Source organism: Citrobacter sp. wls714 (assembly GCF_005281025.1).
Classification (GTDB): domain Bacteria; phylum Pseudomonadota; class Gammaproteobacteria; order Enterobacterales; family Enterobacteriaceae; genus Citrobacter; species Citrobacter werkmanii.
In genome coordinates, this window is sequence record NZ_SZWZ01000090.1 from 1 (window position 1) to 16,634 (window position 16,634).

General features: G+C 51.8%; 18 protein-coding genes. 8 read left to right on the forward strand and 10 right to left on the reverse strand.

What is annotated here, in order from left to right; all coding sequences use genetic code 11:
* Positions 1-117 precede the first annotated feature (117 nt).
* Positions 118-948, forward strand: coding sequence for an alpha/beta fold hydrolase (locus FDX11_RS18115; RefSeq protein WP_038638697.1), 831 nt, complete (start codon positions 118-120; stop codon positions 946-948).
* Between the two features lie 96 nt (positions 949-1,044).
* The gene (locus tag FDX11_RS18120) at positions 1,045-1,668 is read left to right on the forward strand and encodes a flavin reductase family protein (RefSeq protein WP_042309838.1); all 624 of its coding nucleotides are present in this window, start codon (positions 1,045-1,047) and stop codon (positions 1,666-1,668) included.
* 41 nt (positions 1,669-1,709) lie between these two features.
* Here FDX11_RS18120 and rna read toward each other — a convergent pair whose 3' ends face one another.
* From rna to citC, 8 genes are all read right to left on the reverse strand, one after another.
* On the reverse strand, positions 1,710-2,516 hold the full coding sequence (gene rna / locus FDX11_RS18125; RefSeq protein WP_137398333.1) for a ribonuclease I: 807 nt from the start codon (positions 2,514-2,516) through the stop codon (positions 1,710-1,712).
* A gap of 110 nt (positions 2,517-2,626) precedes the next feature.
* On the reverse strand, positions 2,627-4,090 hold the full coding sequence (gene citT, locus FDX11_RS18130) for a citrate/succinate antiporter CitT (protein WP_038638704.1): 1,464 nt from the start codon (positions 4,088-4,090) through the stop codon (positions 2,627-2,629).
* Between the two features lie 25 nt (positions 4,091-4,115).
* Positions 4,116-5,021 (reverse strand): triphosphoribosyl-dephospho-CoA synthase CitG, encoded by a 906-nt coding sequence (gene citG, locus FDX11_RS18135; RefSeq protein ID WP_042309834.1) that lies wholly within the window; start codon positions 5,019-5,021, stop codon positions 4,116-4,118.
* Positions 4,990-5,544, reverse strand: a complete 555-nt coding sequence (gene citX / locus FDX11_RS18140) for a citrate lyase holo-[acyl-carrier protein] synthase (RefSeq protein WP_137398334.1) — start codon at positions 5,542-5,544, stop codon at positions 4,990-4,992. The genes citG and citX overlap by 32 nt, the downstream gene beginning before the upstream one ends.
* A 3-nt stretch (positions 5,545-5,547) precedes the next feature.
* Positions 5,548-7,080, reverse strand: a complete 1,533-nt coding sequence (gene citF / locus FDX11_RS18145) for a citrate lyase subunit alpha (protein WP_042309829.1) — start codon at positions 7,078-7,080, stop codon at positions 5,548-5,550.
* A 9-nt stretch (positions 7,081-7,089) separates the two neighbouring features.
* On the reverse strand, positions 7,090-7,998 hold the full coding sequence (locus tag FDX11_RS18150) for an aldolase/citrate lyase family protein (RefSeq protein WP_042309827.1): 909 nt from the start codon (positions 7,996-7,998) through the stop codon (positions 7,090-7,092).
* Entirely contained in the window at positions 7,995-8,291 is a 297-nt protein-coding gene (citD, locus tag FDX11_RS18155) for a citrate lyase acyl carrier protein (protein WP_003831276.1), read from the reverse strand. Before citD ends, FDX11_RS18150 begins: the two co-directional genes overlap by 4 nt.
* The gene (gene citC, locus FDX11_RS18160) at positions 8,288-9,364 is read right to left on the reverse strand and encodes a [citrate (pro-3S)-lyase] ligase (protein WP_038638718.1); all 1,077 of its coding nucleotides are present in this window, start codon (positions 9,362-9,364) and stop codon (positions 8,288-8,290) included. Before citC ends, citD begins: the two co-directional genes overlap by 4 nt.
* Positions 9,365-9,753: 389 nt before the next feature.
* Between citC and dpiB the strand changes: the two genes are divergently transcribed.
* Both dpiB and dpiA read left to right on the forward strand, forming a co-directional pair.
* Complete coding sequence (gene dpiB / locus FDX11_RS18165) at positions 9,754-11,415, forward strand: sensor histidine kinase DpiB (protein WP_042309825.1); 1,662 nt, start codon at positions 9,754-9,756, stop codon at positions 11,413-11,415.
* Positions 11,384-12,064 carry a two-component response regulator DpiA gene (gene dpiA / locus FDX11_RS18170; protein ID WP_003831279.1) on the forward strand — a complete coding sequence of 227 codons (681 nt, stop codon included), beginning with the start codon at positions 11,384-11,386 and terminating at the stop codon, positions 12,062-12,064. Before dpiB ends, dpiA begins: the two co-directional genes overlap by 32 nt.
* 113 nt (positions 12,065-12,177) lie before the next feature.
* On the opposite strand, the gene dcuC is transcribed toward dpiA, so the two are convergent.
* Positions 12,178-13,563, reverse strand: a complete 1,386-nt coding sequence (gene dcuC, locus FDX11_RS18175) for an anaerobic C4-dicarboxylate transporter DcuC (RefSeq protein ID WP_137348942.1) — start codon at positions 13,561-13,563, stop codon at positions 12,178-12,180.
* 449 nt (positions 13,564-14,012) lie between these two features.
* Between dcuC and pagP the strand changes: the two genes are divergently transcribed.
* A complete protein-coding gene (gene pagP / locus FDX11_RS18180) occupies positions 14,013-14,576 on the forward strand; it encodes a lipid IV(A) palmitoyltransferase PagP (protein ID WP_038638726.1) in 564 nt (187 codons plus the stop codon).
* A 187-nt stretch (positions 14,577-14,763) separates the two neighbouring features.
* Entirely contained in the window at positions 14,764-14,973 is a 210-nt protein-coding gene (gene cspE, locus FDX11_RS18185; protein ID WP_000034825.1) for a transcription antiterminator/RNA stability regulator CspE, read from the forward strand.
* Positions 14,974-15,024: 51 nt separating this feature from the next.
* Here cspE and crcB read toward each other — a convergent pair whose 3' ends face one another.
* Positions 15,025-15,408, reverse strand: a complete 384-nt coding sequence (crcB, locus tag FDX11_RS18190) for a fluoride efflux transporter CrcB (protein WP_003831281.1) — start codon at positions 15,406-15,408, stop codon at positions 15,025-15,027.
* A 90-nt stretch (positions 15,409-15,498) separates the two neighbouring features.
* On the opposite strand from crcB, the gene FDX11_RS18195 reads away from it, so the two are divergent.
* Positions 15,499-16,287: a deaminated glutathione amidase gene (locus tag FDX11_RS18195; RefSeq protein ID WP_061381654.1), complete on the forward strand. Its 789-nt coding sequence runs from the start codon at positions 15,499-15,501 to the stop codon at positions 16,285-16,287.
* A gap of 128 nt (positions 16,288-16,415) precedes the next feature.
* Positions 16,416-16,619: a twin-arginine translocase subunit TatE gene (gene tatE / locus FDX11_RS18200; RefSeq protein ID WP_042309820.1), complete on the forward strand. Its 204-nt coding sequence runs from the start codon at positions 16,416-16,418 to the stop codon at positions 16,617-16,619.
* Positions 16,620-16,634: the final 15 nt, after the last annotated feature.

Below are 16,634 nucleotides of genomic sequence, written 5' to 3' on the forward strand. Positions count from 1 at the left end.
GTGTCTGTTAAACCCGTGGCGATTCAAAACGTGATCGTTCTCCAATTTGCATTATGCTTTTTAAGCGCTCGTTGCGGGTGCGTCAATACAACTCAGTGTTCCGCTACAGGAGATCTCATGAGCCAGTACGACAAACTTACCTTAAAAGACGGCAGCTATTTGCATTTTAAAGACTGGGGAAGTGGACAGCCCATCGTGTTCAGCCATGGTTGGCCGCTGACGGCAGATGCGTTTGAGGATCAGATGCTGTTTCTTGGGTCGAAAGGATTTCGTGTGATCGCCCATGACAGGCGCGGACATGGCCGCTCGGCCCAACCGTGGGATGGCCACAATATGGATCAGTATGCTGACGATCTGGCTGAACTTACCGCGCATCTCAATCTTAAAGATGCCGTGCACGTTGGGCACTCTACCGGCGGGGGGGAAGTGGCGCGTTACATTGGTCGCCATGGGACGCAGCGGGTGGCAAAAGCGGTGTTAATTGGCGCGGTGACGCCCATCATGATCAAGACCGACTTTAACCCGAATGGCGTGCCGAAAGAGGTGTTTGATGGCATCCGGGAAGGGGTAGTGAACGATCGCGCCGCCTTCTTCTATGAACTGACCGCGGCATTCTATGGTTATAACCGTCCGGGCGCGAAAGAGTCGAAAGCTGTCCGGGAAAGTTTTGTTGAACAGGGCTTACAAGGGTCTATCAAAGCGTTGTACGACTGCATTCATGCGTTTTCAGAAACAGACCTGCGTGGCGACCTCGAAAAAATGACCATCCCGACGCTGGTGATCCACGGCGATGACGATCAGATTGTCCCGTTTGAAACCTGCGGCAAGGTCGCGGCAGAAATATTGCCGGACGCGCAGTTGAAGGTGTATGCCGGTGGTTCTCACGGCATTTGCACCACCCATAAACAGCAGATCAATGGCGATCTGCTTAACTTTATTCAGTCGTAATCTTTAACGGATTGTTCTACGCTGATCCTCTTTTTCCAGGGAGATGAGCGAAGCATAATTCGTGCTTAGCTGACGTTAACGACACCAGAGAAGGCTATGTATTTCTATCAACCATCACAGGGGCACGGCTTACCGCACGACCCGCTAAATGCCATCATTGGACCGCGCCCCATTGGTTGGATTGCGTCGCGTGATAGCAACGGGCGACATAATCTGGCGCCGTACAGTTTCTTTAACTGCTTTAACTACCATCCGCCGATTATTGGTTTTGCCAGCAGCGGCTGGAAAGATAGCGTGCAGAATATTGTCGAAACCGGTGAGTTTGTCTGGAACCTGACCACCCTTGAACTGGCTGGCGCGATGAATGAAACGTCTGCCAGTTTGCCGCACGGTGAGGACGAGTTTTTTGCCGCTGGGCTGAGTAAAGCCGACAGCCGGATTGTCGGCGTGCCGCGCGTGGCGCAAAGCCCGGTTAATTTTGAGTGCCGCTTATCGCAAAGCCTGCAACTGACTACCGCTGATGGCTCACCGGTTGATACCTGGCTGGTATTGGGGGAAGTGGTAGGCATTCACATAGACGAAACGCTCCTGGAAGACGGCATCTATCAGACGGCGAAAGCGAAACCGGTACTGCGTGCTGGTGGGCCAACGGCGTATTATTCGATCAGTGAAACACATCGCTTTGATTTAGTTCGCCCGGACGCCCGAGCAAAACGCTAACCATGCAGACCGACGCCAGGCTGCGGCGTCGGTCGCTATTTTCAATATCCTGCCTTGTCGATAATAAACTGTTTACCGCAGTTACCCGGATGCGGCTGCGGTAAGAATGACTGCGCAGATAGCGGTTGGTTGATGGTGTCGGCTTTCAGGGATAGCTGGATCTCTGTGAGATAAGCCGGATTGCCGTGGCAGCTTAGCTTCACGGCTTTGACGTTCTCTTTGCCCCAGCTTTTGGCGATGGCGGCGTCAAATGCGTTGCGGCTGACGGTTTTACCGTAGTTATCCGCGAGGAACTTGCCCGCTTCACTGTTCTTAACCTCATTATTCAGCCGCACCATCGTGCCAAAGTACACGTCGGGATCAAAACCAAAACAGGCGCCGTGTTTGGCATACTCGTAGCGTTCCAGGCAGGATGTTCCGCCAGCCCCGGGCATCACCGCGCTCAGTTTCGCCGCACTCTCGAGTGACAGGCCGGTTTCAGGTGCTGTGCATTTACGGCTGGCACGCGCTTCAGGCAGGTTAGGAATGGGACGCGTTGCGCAGCCAAAACGCATCCAGCGGCGGTTATCTACTCCGCGAGCGGCGATCGATTTTGGCAGGCTGGGCCACAGGCCGTGAACGGTCAGGAAATCAGCTTTGTCCGCGCTCTCTTTTTGCAGACGACATTCGTCAGGCTCCTGACGATTACGCTCGTGTTGGCTTTGACAGAAACCGGTTTGCCAGGAAAGGGCCAGCACGTAGCGGTCAAAATCAGCGTACTGTTTTGCCTGAAGTTCATCGGCCTGAGCCGCAGAAACTGGGAGCATAAGTGCTGCCAGTAAAGAAGAATAACGCCACGTTGATGTCATGATGATTTCGGATACTTATATAAATTCTGAATATCATCTATTTAATCATAAAAAATGCCAGTCAGGATTAGCTGACTGGCATCATTTTCATCAGGCGTGAGCAGGAATGATTAGCTCCACATTGCCAGAATCGGCCAACCGACCAGCAGAAGCATAGCGATGTAGATAACGCCGAAGATAGCTCCCAGACGCCAGTAGTCTTTGGACTTCACATAACCACAACCGTAGATGATAACGCCAGGGCCTGTTGCATACGGAGTCAGGCAGCCCATGATACCGATGGACAGCACCAGCAGGATACACAGATGTTCCATTGGAACGCCTGGGATACCTTTACCGACCGCCAGAATAACCGGCAGCATGGTGGCGGTGTGTGCGGAAAGGCTGGCAAACAGGTAGTGAGCAAAGTAGAACACCAGCACTAGCACGATCACGGTCGCGTTAGGCGAGAAACCTTCCAAGTGCGTGCTCATGGTGTTAGCGAACCAGTCGATGAAGCCTGAACGGGTCAAACCATTTGCCATAACAACCAGTGTGGCGAGGTTAACCAGGGTGTTCCATGCGCTGTTATAGCGGGTAATATCTTTCCACGGTACAACGTGCAGCGCCAGCATCAGGGAAACGGCCAGCAGACCCACCGCGGTGGCATCAATCAGTTTACCCCCGAAGACCCACAGACCCAGGCTGAGCAGAACCAGACCGATCAGGGTTAGTTCTTTACGCGTCAGTTTACCCATGGTTTTCAGTTCTTCACCGGCCCATGCGGCAACTTCAGCACTGTGAGTGACTTCTGGTTTGTACAGAACGTAGGACAGCCACGGCGCAACGATCAGCAAAATAATACCGACCGGCAGGAAGCTGAGGAACCATTGCAGCCAACTGATTTGAATGCCAGCAATTTTGTTGACGAATTCCAGACCCAGTACGTTCGGCGCCGCGCCGGTCACGAACATAGAGGAGCTCAGGCTGGTACTGATGACCATCATCCACATCAGATATCCGCCGATACGGCGCGCGGAAGGATCGTTCGGGAATGATTTAAACAGCGGCGGCAGGTTTTTGATAACCGGGAATACGGTACCACCGGTACGCGCGGTGTTGGACGGTGTAAACGGCGCCAGCAGGATGTCGATAATAACAATCGCATAGCCCAGCGTCAGGGTACGTTTACCCATGAATTTCACCATGAACAGCGCGATACGACGACCCAGGCCGGTAACTTCATAACCCAGTGCGAAAATAAACGCGCCAAACACCAGCCACACGGTGGTGCTGGAGAAGCCCGCCAGACCCCACTTCAGCGCTTGCTTACCCGCTTTGAATGCCGGGTCGGCCAGCTCGGAAGCGTCAAACAGCAGATAGTTACTGCCGATAACGCAGATCGTCACGGCGATAAAGCTGATTGCCGTTGCCGGAATTGGCTCCAGAATCATCCCGACAATCATGGCCACGAACACGGCAAAATAGTGCCATGCCTGTGGGGGCATGCCATCAGGGACGGGGATAAGAAACATGACGCCCATGACTACCAATGGGGCCAGTAACTTCCAAATTTTATCTTTTGCTAAAGACATGTGTGTGATTCTCCGGAAAGGATCTTTAATTGTGATAATGATGAACTTGTGAAATCTGAGCTAAGAACCATGTGACGATCAGCAGATCGGCGCAGCCTCCAGGACTGAGGTTGCGTTCAATGCACTGTTGGTCGAACTGGCGTAGGTATTCGAGATCGGCAGGGGTACGAATCCCGCCTTGTTGCAACAACGTGGAGGCCTGCTGCTGTAACCAGCGCAAACCTTCTGCGCCACCACGGGAAGCCACGTTGGTGTCGCCGTTGATAGACATCAGCAGCAGTAACGTATCGAGTAACGCCAGTTCAGGATCGCGGCCCTCAGCCAGCAGCGCACGGTAGTGCGGCAGAGCATGCTGAATAACGAGGGGATATCCTGCTTCGGCTTCGCCGCGGGCGCCGGTTAATCCCAGTTGCTGATAAAGACGTTGGCCGGCCGTGAGTTGTTGGTTGTTCTGGCGCAGTTCGCGCTCGGTCAGGCCACGGCAAAATGTTGCTGCCGTACAGCAAAGGGTTTCAGCGGTAACGCTCAGGCGGAGCTGGAGCAGGCGGCCAATGGCGGCGCACAGTAATCCCAGCGAGAAGATGCTGCCTTTATGGGTGTTCACTCCGGCAGTGGCGCGAAACATATCGGCTTCGCAGGCCATGCCCAGAGGACGCAGTCCTTGCAGGACATCTTCCGGCGACTGCTGTGCGCTAAATGCGCCGTATTCGATAAAACGCGGTAGCCATGTCTGAATCGCTTCAGCACTGCGATAAAAATCTTCCAGCGCCATATCTTTATGCGCGCCGTTATTAATACGATCCACCAGACCCGGTTTGGGCGACAGGTTGACTTCCGTCAGCATGGCGCGCCACGCCAGCGTGGCGTAAGCGTCAGGCAGATCCAGAGGAAGGACTGCGTTATGAGTTGATGTTGCGGGAATCGGCATCATGCAGCAGTGCCTCCATCTGAGTGAGTAAGTCGGAAAGCGCGTGAGTTTTACCCCGCGCGCATTCGGCAGCGCTTTGCCCGCACAGCAGACAGCGGCGGGCAGGGAGCGCGAAATGACGCCGGGACAGAATTTCCCCTTCAGGGTTCAGGACGTCGATGTCCCATAACCGTCCCAGCGGGTGTGAATGCTCAAGTTCGATAGTGGCGAGCTTGAGGTCCTGGGCCGGAGCCTCAATGGCCAGCAGGCCTTCCGGTCCGCTGGCAGAGACCAGCGCAGTTTGCTCCCTGACAATCCAGGCGGATTTTTCCGCCAGCGCGAGCAGGGCGGTGACGCCGTGATTAAAGATGCGACGGGTTAATTCGCTGTCTTTAATCGGACCTGGCGCGACCACGGTAAACGAGACCAGTGGCGCGTGATGACGCGTGAGCCAGGCATGCTGCCTTGCTTGTCTCTCATCGCGGCTGGCGAGCAGCTCGGGGATGGAAACCGCGTGGCAAGTGGCGTGTTCAGGGAGCAGGTGCATGGTTTATTCCTTCACCTGATGCACAACGTCAATTACCGAACCATCGCGGTAGCGCACAACGGCAATTACGCGATCGGTAAATTCGATGGCGCGCGGTTGACCGGTTAGCTGCTGGGCACGTTCGCGCAGCCATTCAATCGACACCACTTTCATGCCAGCTTCTTGCAGGCGTTCCGCCAGTTCAGGGCGAGCAGGGTTGACGGCGATACCGTGGTCGGTAACCAGAATGTCAACGCTGGAACCTGGGGTTACGCAGGTCAGCACGTTATCTACCAATGTCGGGATGCGTCCACGAACCAGCGGTGCGACGATGATAGAAAGCGCTGCGGCCACAGCCGTATCGCAGTGACCACCGGAAGCGCCACGCAGTACGCCGTCGGAGCCGGTCAGTACGTTAACGTTGAAGCTGGTGTCTACTTCTAATGCGCTCAGTACCACAACGTCCAGACGGTCAACGGATGCGCCTTTCGAGCCCCAGTTAGCGTACTGGTTAGCGCTGATCTCAATGTGATTTGGATTGCGGGCCAGAGATTTCGCGGCGGCACTGTCGAAGCTTTGTACATCCAGCAGTTTGCGGATTAAGCCTTTTTCATGCAGATCAACGATGGTGGCGGTGATGCCGCCCAGCGCGAAATCGGCATGGATGTCACGGCTACGCATTTTGTCTTCCAGGAAACGGGTAACGGCCAGAGACGCGCCGCCGGTTCCTGTCTGCAATGAGAAGCCTTCATTGAAGTAACCGGAGTTAGCAATGACGTCTGCCGCACTGCGGGCGATCAACAATTCACGCGGATTGGTGGTCATACGGGTCGCGTCCGCACCAATTTTGTCCGCATCGCCGACCTGGTCGATCTGCACGATCAGATCCACTTGATCCTGGGTAATGCTGGCCGGGTTATGCGGATAGGTCAGCAGCTGTTCTGTCAGCAGGACAACCTGTCTGGCGTTTTCGGCATCGACGCGGGCATAGCCCAGTGAACCGCAGCACGCTTTACCGGTATAACCGTTAGCGTTACCAAACTGGTCGCAGGACGGTACGCCGAGGAATGCGACATCAATGTTGAGCTCGCCACTTTGCACCAGGTGTACACGACCGCCGTGGGAGTGGATTTGCACTGGCTCAGCCAGCAGACCACGAGAAATCTCTTCTGCCAGCGGGCCACGCAGCCCGGAGGTATAAATTCGGCTGACCACGCCCTGACGGATGTGCTCAACCAGCGGCGCGTGGCAGTCGCTCAGGGAGCTTGAGGCCAGCGTCAGATTTTTAAAGCCCATGCTGGCGATGGCGTCCATCACCAGGTTAATTGTCAGATCGCCGCCGCGAAATGCGTGGTGGAAAGAGATGGTCATACCATCCTGTAAACCTGAACGACGAATAGCGTCTTCCAGATTAGCGCACAGCTTTTTGTCGCGCGGTTTTTGCGCCTGCAATTCTGCTTTTGCGGTGCTCTGATAAGCGGAAAGCTCGCTTTCTGCATGACGGCTCCAGGTCGCCACGCGATCCTGGCGTTGAGACTGTTCGATTTTCTGCGTCATTTTTTTGCCTTATTCTTCGCGAATGCCGGAAAGTTCTGCCCGGGAGATAACCAGAAGGGCGCGCTCGATAACCGGGCTGTCGACCATCTTGCCGTTCAGGGAAACCACGCCACGACCTTCGCGGGCGGCAGCTTCAGCGGCTTCCACCACCAGACGGGCGTGAGCCAGCTCTTTGCTCGTCGGGGCATAGAGGTTATGCAGAAGTTCAATCTGGCGAGGGTTGATCAGCGACTTGCCGTCAAAACCCAGCTGCTTGATGTGTGAGGCTTCGTGCAGGAAACCTGCTTCGTTGTTGGCATCGGAATAGACGGTATCGAACGCCTGAATACCGGCAGAGCGCGCAGCCTGCAAAATAGAGCAGCGGGCAAACAGCAGTTCAGTGCCTTCCGGGGAACGTTCAGTACGCAGGTTACGCACATAATCTTCTGCACCCAGTGCAATGCCGATCAGGCGTTCTGAAGCGTGGGCGATTTCTACCGCGCGGGTAATGCCTAACGGCGACTCGATGGCGGCTAACAGGCCGGTGCTGCCGGGCTCACGTCCGCAGGCGTTTTCGATGCGCAGGATTTCGTTTTCAATGTCGATGACATCCTGTGCGGTATCGGTTTTCGGTAAACGCACAATGTCAGCGCCGCCGCGCACAACAGCTTCGAGGTCGTTGATGCCCCATTCGGAGTCGAGGGCGTTCACGCGCACGATGGTTTCAACGTCGTGATACAGCGGATGCTGCAGCGCGTGGTACACCATGCGGCGAGCGGTATCTTTTTCACGCAGCGCGACGGAGTCTTCCAGGTCGAACATCAGCGCATCAGCCGGGTAGATAAACGAGTTGCTGACCATGGCGGCATTGGCGCCCGGTACGAACAACATGCTACGGCGGGTACGGGTTTTACGTTGTTGTAAAGATTCGGCAATCACTGGCAATCCTCCCATGGCAGTGCCGGAATACCGCCAGCGCGGGCCAGTAGTGCTTCCAGTCGCGCACGTAAAATGCAGTCCAGTGCGCCTTTATCATCAACATTTAATTGCACGCCGCGTACGTTGTAGCGGGACAGTACGTCCAGAATGGTGGCCCGAATGGCATCACCGAACTGCTTTTCGACGCTACTGTTAACCTGCAGGTCAATATCCTGCGAATCGAGTGGGGCGATGCGGATCATCACATCACCGGACTCGAGTGTGCCTGCGACGGCTGCCTGGTTTATTTTCATTTTTCACCTGTTGCTAATGCGGGGGTATTTTGGCGGACTGCCGCACCCGATGAGGCTCGTTCAACCATGCTTTGCAGATAGCGCAGCGTGGCGTCAGGAACCAGGGATGCGATAGCCGTGAGATCTTTTTTAACCAGCAGCTTGCGCACCCAGGAGGCGGAAATCGGCATCTCCTGGAAGCACAGCCGCTCAATTTCCACCAGTTCAATCGGTGGGGCGGGAAGCGTTGGGGTCTCCAGCCAGTAACGCATATCGTTGTTATACTGGGAGGTGACGGTGCAATACGGCTCGGTACCCACGAAACGGTGCGTAACGCCGAGAGCCGGGGCCAGGTACTGGCGGAAGATTTTCAGGTCTATTTCGGTGTAGCAGTGGTTAATAACGCTCTGCTCTTTGATGAAGTAGCACGGGAACGTGGCGCGGGAAATGATGTATTCCGAACCGCGATGCACGGTTAAACGCGGAATGTCTTTTGTCCCTTTGAGTACCAGATCCAGTCGGTCTTCATACGGAAAACGCGAGGTATCTTCTTTCACCAAAAACAGATGCAGCCAGTCACATTGCGCGGCCGCCTGTTGGATCAGAAAACGATGACCGTTGGTGAAGGGGTTGGCGTTCATGACGATACAGCCAATTTTTTTCCCTTCATGACGCTGTTTTGCCAGCGATTCGGCGTAGCGTTTCAGCCGTGTGGTGCTGTTTTCCATCAATACCATAATGCCGGGCACGCTGGTGAGCGTGGAAAAGCCACACTGTTTAAACAGCGATTCGTACTCGGTTTTGGTATAGATGAAGAGGTGCGTACAGTGGCGCTCATAGGCGAGGTTGATGAGTTCTGTCGCCAGCGTCAGCGCCAGGCCTTCACCGCGCACGGACTCACAAATCGCGACGCACTTAATGATATTTCCGGCGATACCGCCACAGGCAATCAGGCGATCGTCACGGGTGACGGTGATAAATACTTCGACGGTGGTATCAACGCTCAGATCGTTCTCTTTCAGAAATTGCGCGATAGCCGCCATCTTTTTATTTTCTGAGCGTTTAACTTGCGTGAATATATTATTACCGAACATAGTAAATAGAGCCCCGATGCTATATTTGTTACTGGGTTTCTGTTTTTGTTGCTCTGATTAGCAACCTGATAACGTTTTGTTTGCAATTGAAGGGAATGGTTTTTTATTACGGAGTATTTCTTTTTTTTCCTGCTGCATACATCGTAAGGAGTATTTTGGAGGTAATTTTTGATTTATTTCACAATAAGTTAGAAGGTTTTAATGTGTTTTATGGTTTTAAGTTTTTTAATTAATTTAACTCGGAAATAGCGCGCGGTTTTAATTTGTTTAATTGATTTAAGGTGGGGAATCTGCAACGATCCTGTTTTTATACCGTGACTTTTAAATAAAACATTTTTATTACAACTACAATAGAAAATAAGTTTCGGGAACGTCGGTGAGGAAAAATTATGGCAGAGCAGAAAAATAAAACACGGTTTCCTTTTTTTCGCAGTCTGGCGTTTCCGTTACGCATCTTTCTGCTCATTCTGGTCGTTTCTGTTCTTATTATCGCAGCGTTAGCACAATACTTTACCGCCAGTTTTGAAGATTATCTGACGACACACGTCCGTGATATGGCAATGAACCAGGCGAAAATCATCGCCTCTAATGACAGCATCATCGCGGCGGTGAAGCATCGTGATTACAAGCGCCTGGCGACTATTGCCGACAAACTACAGAGTGGGACTGATTTCGACTATGTCGTTATTGGAGATACGCACTCCATTCGTCTTTATCATCCGAACCCAGAAAAAATTGGTTACCCGATGCAGTTCACCAAGCCTGGCGCGCTGGAAAAAGGTGAGAGCTACTTTATTACCGGTAAAGGATCTATTGGGATGGCAATGCGCGCCAAAACTCCTATCTTTGATGACGATGGCAAAATCATTGGCGTGGTCTCAATTGGCTATCTGATCAGTAAAATTGACAGCTGGCGATCGGATTTCTTACTGCCAATGGCTGGGGTATTTATCCTGCTGTTGTTGGTACTTATGCTGCTCTCCTGGTTTTTTGCTGCCCATATTCGTCGGCAGATGTTGGGGATGGAGCCTAAACAAATCGCGCGGGTGGTGCGTCAGCAGGAAGCGCTGTTCAGCTCGGTGTATGAAGGGTTGATTGCCGTGGATCCTGACGGATATATCACTGCGATAAACCGCAGTGCGAGGAAAATGCTGGGGCTGTCATCGCCGGGCAGAAAGTGGCTGGGAAAACCGGTAAATGAAGTCGTTCAGCCAGCGGACTTTTTCACCCAGCAGATTGCGGAACAACGCCAGGATGCGATGGTTAATTTTAATGGGTTGAGCGTTATCGCCAACCGTGAGGCGATTCGCTCCGGTGACGAACTGCTCGGCGCTATTATCAGTTTTCGTAGTAAAGATGAAATTGCTACCCTTAATGCGCAATTAACGCAAATCAAACAGTATGTTGAGAGCCTGAGAACGCTGCGTCATGAGCACCTGAACTGGATGTCGACCATCAATGGCCTGCTGCAAATGAAAGAGTATGACCGGGTGCTGGCTATGGTTCAGGGAGAGTCACAGGCACAGCAGCAACTGATTGACAGCCTGCGCGGCGCCTTTGCCGATCGTCAGGTGGCGGGTCTGTTATTTGGCAAGGTACAACGTGCACGGGAACTGGGTCTTACGATGACCATTGTTCCTGGCAGCCAACTGCACCAACTACCTGAAGGGCTGGATAGCACAGAGTTTGCAGCAATTGTTGGCAATCTGCTTGATAATGCATTTGAAGCGAGTTTACGCACCCAGCAAGGCAACAAAGTCGTCGAACTCTATTTGAGCGACGAAGGGGATGATGTGGTCATCGAAGTTGCCGATCAGGGATGCGGTGTGCCGGAAGCATTGCGTGAAAAAATATTTGAACAGGGTGTAAGCACCCGTACCGATGAACCAGGCGAACATGGCATCGGTTTGTATCTGATTGCAAGTTATGTGAGGCGCTGTAACGGGGTGATTACGCTCGAAGATAACTCCCCTTGCGGCACCTTATTTTCTTTATTTCTTCCGAAAGTGAAAAAAAATAATGACGGAACCATTAACGCTACTGATCGTTGAGGATGAAACGCTACTGGCGGAAATGCATGCTGAATATATCCGCCATATACCCGGCTTCAGCCAGATATGGCTGGCGGGTAATCTTGCGCAGGCAAGAATGATGATTGAGCGTTTTAAGCCCGGTTTGATTCTTCTTGATAACTACTTACCGGACGGTAAGGGTATTACTTTGTTGCATGAGTTGACCCAGGCGCGCTATCCGGGCGGTGTGGTCTTTACCACGGCGGCCAGCGATATGGAAACGGTCTCCGAGGCCGTGCGCAGCGGCGCGTTTGATTATCTGGTCAAACCTATCGCTTACGAGCGATTGGGGCAGACGCTTACGCGGTATCAACAGCGCAGACGCATGCTGGCAGGCAATGACAGCGCCAGTCAAAAGCAGATTGATGAAATGTTTAACGCCTACGCGCGCGGCGAGCCGAAAGGCGATTTGCCGACCGGGATTGATGCGTTAACGCTGAATGCGGTGCTGAAGCTATTTGCCGATCCGACGGTACATCATACTGCGGAAACGATCGCCCAGGCGCTCACCATCAGTCGTACGACCTCCAGACGCTATCTGGAGTACTGTGCCAGCCGCCATTTGATTATCGCGGAGATTATTCACGGGAAGGTAGGCAGGCCGCAGCGTATTTATCACGGCGGCTAAATGCTGATTTCTTAAGTAGGCCGGATAAGATGCTTTAGCATCGCCATCCGGCAACGGGGTTGAAATGCCGGATGCGGCGTAAATGCCTTATCCGGCCTACATTTCGCTGAAAGTCAGCCGCCAACAACGGCTGAAGAAGAGCCTGGTACCATCACTTCGGTGGCGATAATCACCACCAGCAGTCCGACCAGTACCGGAACCGAGGTACGTTTCACCACTTCGAACGGAGAAATCTTCGCCATCCCTGCGACAGCCACAACCACGCCGGAGACCGGGGAAATTGTGCGCCCAAGGTTAGAAGCCTGAAGCATCGGGATAACAAGATAAGCCGGGTTAATGCCGGAAGAATGTGCCAGCTTAGGGATCATCTCAACGAAAGCATAGAACGGGGCGTTACCGGAGCCTGTAGTCATTGCCGCCAGCATCGTCAGGATCACCAGCACCATCATCAGAATAATGCTTGCTGAGCCAAACGAGGTGGCGATAGAGATCAGACTCTGAATAAAGCCGATGGTGCTCAACCCCTGGGCAAAAACACCCGCTGCAACAAGCAGCATAACTACGTTAGCAAAGGCATCCGCCATGCCACGGTAAGCGACTTCCAGACCTGAAAACACCTTTTGAGTGTTGAATCCACGAACAAATTCCAGAACGGCGGCGATGAGCATGCACAGTACCAGAATCGTAATGATGTGCAGCTGTGGACCCCATTTACCATCAAAAATCAGGACGCCTACGATCGGTGTAAACGGCAGGATGGCGTAAAAAGACGGCGCGGTAGTGGTGATTTCTGCCACGTCTAACATTTCGTGAGAAATGTTCTCTTTTTTATCCAGATAGCGCTGCCAGAAAAAGTGTGCGATCGCCATAGCAATGATGGCGGCAATGGAAATTGGCAGCGTGGTTTTAAACGCGAAATCAATCAACGGCATTTCTGCGGCTTTTGCCGCCAGCACTACATCACCGGATGTCGGTGAAAGAATGATTGCAGCGGGGGAGGCACATATGGCCGCCGCGGCGCCACGGCTGATCCCAACGTTTACCATGATCGGGAACAGCGTTGCCATCAGCAATACGCCCAGGCCGGTAGCTGACGAGACTGCCAGCGACATCAGACAGGCGACAAAATAGGCGGCAATCATCAACAGATAAGGTGAGTTGATATATTGCAGCGGTTTGGAGGCCAGCTTAACGACCATATCGTTCGCGCCAATATGCGTCATGTAGGCGGCAAAACCACACAGCATCATAATCATCATGCCGAGATCGCCACCGCGGCTCATCAGCAAAATTTTAATGTATTCAACAATGTCTGTAGCAGTATAGCCCGTCGTTGCTGCGCTGGAAGGCAGAACTTTATGTCCCATCACCGCACTGATAATCAGCAAAACCAGACCACCAACAAACAGTACGCCGGTGGCGGAATAACCTTTGATGATGTAGCGCGCCACACCCACAATAACCACAACCCCAATAAGGAGTTCAATAAATGTCAACATTGTTTCCCCTGTCGCATTGCTGCCCAGAAAGTAAAAAAACTAAAAAAAGTAAAAAGTGGTGACAGAATGTGCCTAATAAACCGATAACTATTGCTGATTGAAATCAATAAAAATACGGATTCAACCGATGGCCAGACTGTTTTTTCAACATCGTGGTTTAAAAAAGAATCTCCCCGGCAAAAACTGTGAAACGCATTGCTGTTGTGTGTATTTTGATATTAAAATGTTAAATTGTTGTTTCTTTATTTGCTTGTCACGTTTGAAAAGAACAATTTAATAGCAATCAAGAGAAACTTATTCCTGTAATAAAGCCCAGTAAATAGAGGGGAATTATCTTATAAGCATTATCCAAAGAATATTCTGATTTTTTACTTGCGCATTTTTGTTAAGTTAACATTAAGGTTGAGTTTGCTACAATTGCTAATAACTCCCAGGATGGTAATTAAGTTGTGATTGTCGCTAAACGATATTTTCTCATTTTTTCATTTCTTTTTATTCAGTTAGCTTTCATTCCCCAGGGGGCTGCTGAAGATAAAGGCTGGTTTGCCACGTTTAAAGATAATGTCAGTGAAACCTGGCAGCAGCCGGAACATTATGATCTGTATGTACCGGCTATTACCTGGCATGCCCGTTTTGCTTACGATAAAGAAAAAACGGATCGCTACAACGAGCGACCTTGGGGGGCAGGATTTGGCCAATCCCGCTGGGATGATAAAGGAAACTGGCACGGGCTTTATATTATGGCCTTTAAGGATTCCTACAATAAATGGGAACCGATTGGCGGCTACGGCTGGGAGAAAACATGGCGTCCGCTGCCTGATGAAAACTTCCATACCGGCCTTGGCTTTACTGCTGGCTTTACCGCGCGCGATAACTGGAACTACATACCCGTGCCGGTGCTGTTACCGCTGGCGTCAATTGGTTATGGTCCGGCAACGTTCCAGATGACCTACATTCCAGGAACCTATAACAATGGTAACGTCTACTTTGCGTGGTTACGCTTCCAGTTTTGATAGGCTATCTGTAGTGTCAGCCAGGTATTAAAAATCATTAAAAAACAGATAGATGGCAACTCTCACTGAAAAATAACGCGACATTTATCACTTTTTGATAAAGTTCGACTGGACAAAGCGCACCACAATTGTTGTACTGATACCCGACACAGCATTTGTGTCTATTTTTCATGTAAAGGTAATTTTGATGTCTAAGATTAAAGGTAACGTTAAGTGGTTTAATGAGTCCAAAGGATTCGGTTTCATTACTCCGGAAGATGGCAGCAAAGACGTGTTCGTACACTTCTCTGCAATCCAGACCAATGGTTTTAAAACTCTGGCTGAAGGTCAGCGCGTAGAGTTCGAAATCACTAACGGTGCCAAAGGCCCTTCTGCTGCAAACGTAATCGCTCTGTAAGCATACGACAGCAAGCATTCAAAACCCGCTTAATTGCGGGTTTTTTTCGCTCTAATGTGCGGGAGAGGCAGAAACCAGCCAGAATGCCAGAGCGGTCATCGCAAATGATCCCAGTAGATTAACCAGCACATTCACCATAGCCCAGCCAAAGCGTCCTTCCTGAAGTAAAAATACGACCTCTGCCGAGAAGGTGGAGAACGTTGTCAGCCCGCCGCAAAAGCCGGTAGTAATCAGAACCTTCCACATTGGATCGATGTTTGTCATACGATTAAACCACGCCAGACCCATACCAATGATAAACGCGCCAAGTAAGTTTGCCGCCAGTGTACCGAATGGAATAGCCTGATGCAGTGGGTTGAAGCGCATGCTCAACATCCATCTTGCTACGCTACCTGTACCACCACCGATAAAAACCGCTAAAAGAAGTTGTAACACAGCTAAATCCTGCTATTTGATTGTATATAGGGTGAGTGTAACGCTGAATAATCGTTGTTGGCGAGCCTGACAAACTTTTCTGGAGGGAATATGTTCGTTGCAGCAGGGCAGTTTGCCGTGGGACCTTCGTGGGAAAAGAATGCAGAAACCTGTGCCTTATTGATGTCTCAGGCCGCAGGAGAGGGAGTATCGTTGTTGGTATTACCGGAGGCGTTGCTGGCCCGTAACGATATTGACCCTGACCTGTCAGTAAAGTCAGCACAATTGCTGGAGGGTGGGTTCCTGACACGTTTACTCCAGGAAAGCGCGCAAAATGAGATGACGACAATCCTGACGATTCATGTTCCTTCTGTGCCAGGCCGGGCATTTAACATGTTGGTGGCGTTACGAGGAGGCCGGGTGGTTGCCCATTATGCAAAATTGCATCTTTACGACGCGTTCGCGATTCAGGAGTCGCGGAATGTCGATGCAGGAGACGCCATAGCGCCGCTGCTGGACGTAGACGGATTAAAGGTAGGGTTGATGACCTGCTATGACCTGCGTTTCCCTGAGCTGGCGTTAGCGCACGCTCTGCAGGGGGCAGACATCCTCGCTTTACCTGCCGCCTGGGTGCGGGGAGCACTAAAAGAGCATCACTGGGCAACATTGTTGGCGGCAAGAGCCCTGGATGCCACTTGCTATGTTATTGCGGCTGGAGAATGTGGTAATAAGAACATTGGTCAAAGCCGGGTCATCGACCCCTTTGGCGTGACCATTGCCGCAGCGGCAGAAACGCCGGCGCTGATTATGGCCGAGGTTTCAGCAGAGCGGGTGAAGCAGGTCAGGGCCCAACTTCCGGTATTAAGTAACCGACGCTTTGCGCCACCGCAATTATTATGACGTTTTTTTAAACAAGGCTTGATTCACCTTGTTACAGATTGCTATTGTGTGCGCGCGTCGAAAGGCCGTTAATATTCTCAGGTTAATATGGCGCTTTATGCAGCCTGGTTTAAGTTAAGAAGGTATCTATGGGTGAGATTAGTATTACCAAACTGCTGGTGGTTGCCGCACTGGTCGTTCTGCTGTTTGGTACCAAGAAGTTACGTACACTGGGTGGAGACCTGGGAACGGCAATTAAGGGCTTTAAGAAAGCGATGAACGACGATAATGCCGATGCCAGAAAAGAGGCTGATGGTAGCGTTCAGGCGGAAAAGCTCTCTCATAAAGAGTAATGTCAGGAGCATGAT

Coding starts and splice junctions, on each gene's coding strand:
- FDX11_RS18115 (WP_038638697.1), top strand. CDS start 118: ATGAGCCAGTACGACAAACTTACCTTAAAAGACGGCAGCTATTTGCAT.
- FDX11_RS18120 (WP_042309838.1), top strand. CDS start 1,045: ATGTATTTCTATCAACCATCACAGGGGCACGGCTTACCGCACGACCCG.
- rna (WP_137398333.1), bottom strand. CDS start 2,516: ATGACATCAACGTGGCGTTATTCTTCTTTACTGGCAGCACTTATGCTC.
- citT (WP_038638704.1), bottom strand. CDS start 4,090: ATGTCTTTAGCAAAAGATAAAATTTGGAAGTTACTGGCCCCATTGGTA.
- citG (WP_042309834.1), bottom strand. CDS start 5,021: ATGATGCCGATTCCCGCAACATCAACTCATAACGCAGTCCTTCCTCTG.
- citX (WP_137398334.1), bottom strand. CDS start 5,544: ATGCACCTGCTCCCTGAACACGCCACTTGCCACGCGGTTTCCATCCCC.
- citF (WP_042309829.1), bottom strand. CDS start 7,080: ATGACGCAGAAAATCGAACAGTCTCAACGCCAGGATCGCGTGGCGACC.
- citD (WP_003831276.1), bottom strand. CDS start 8,291: ATGAAAATAAACCAGGCAGCCGTCGCAGGCACACTCGAGTCCGGTGAT.
- citC (WP_038638718.1), bottom strand. CDS start 9,364: ATGTTCGGTAATAATATATTCACGCAAGTTAAACGCTCAGAAAATAAA.
- dpiB (WP_042309825.1), top strand. CDS start 9,754: ATGGCAGAGCAGAAAAATAAAACACGGTTTCCTTTTTTTCGCAGTCTG.
- dpiA (WP_003831279.1), top strand. CDS start 11,384: ATGACGGAACCATTAACGCTACTGATCGTTGAGGATGAAACGCTACTG.
- dcuC (WP_137348942.1), bottom strand. CDS start 13,563: ATGTTGACATTTATTGAACTCCTTATTGGGGTTGTGGTTATTGTGGGT.
- cspE (WP_000034825.1), top strand. CDS start 14,764: ATGTCTAAGATTAAAGGTAACGTTAAGTGGTTTAATGAGTCCAAAGGA.
- FDX11_RS18195 (WP_061381654.1), top strand. CDS start 15,499: ATGTTCGTTGCAGCAGGGCAGTTTGCCGTGGGACCTTCGTGGGAAAAG.
- tatE (WP_042309820.1), top strand. CDS start 16,416: ATGGGTGAGATTAGTATTACCAAACTGCTGGTGGTTGCCGCACTGGTC.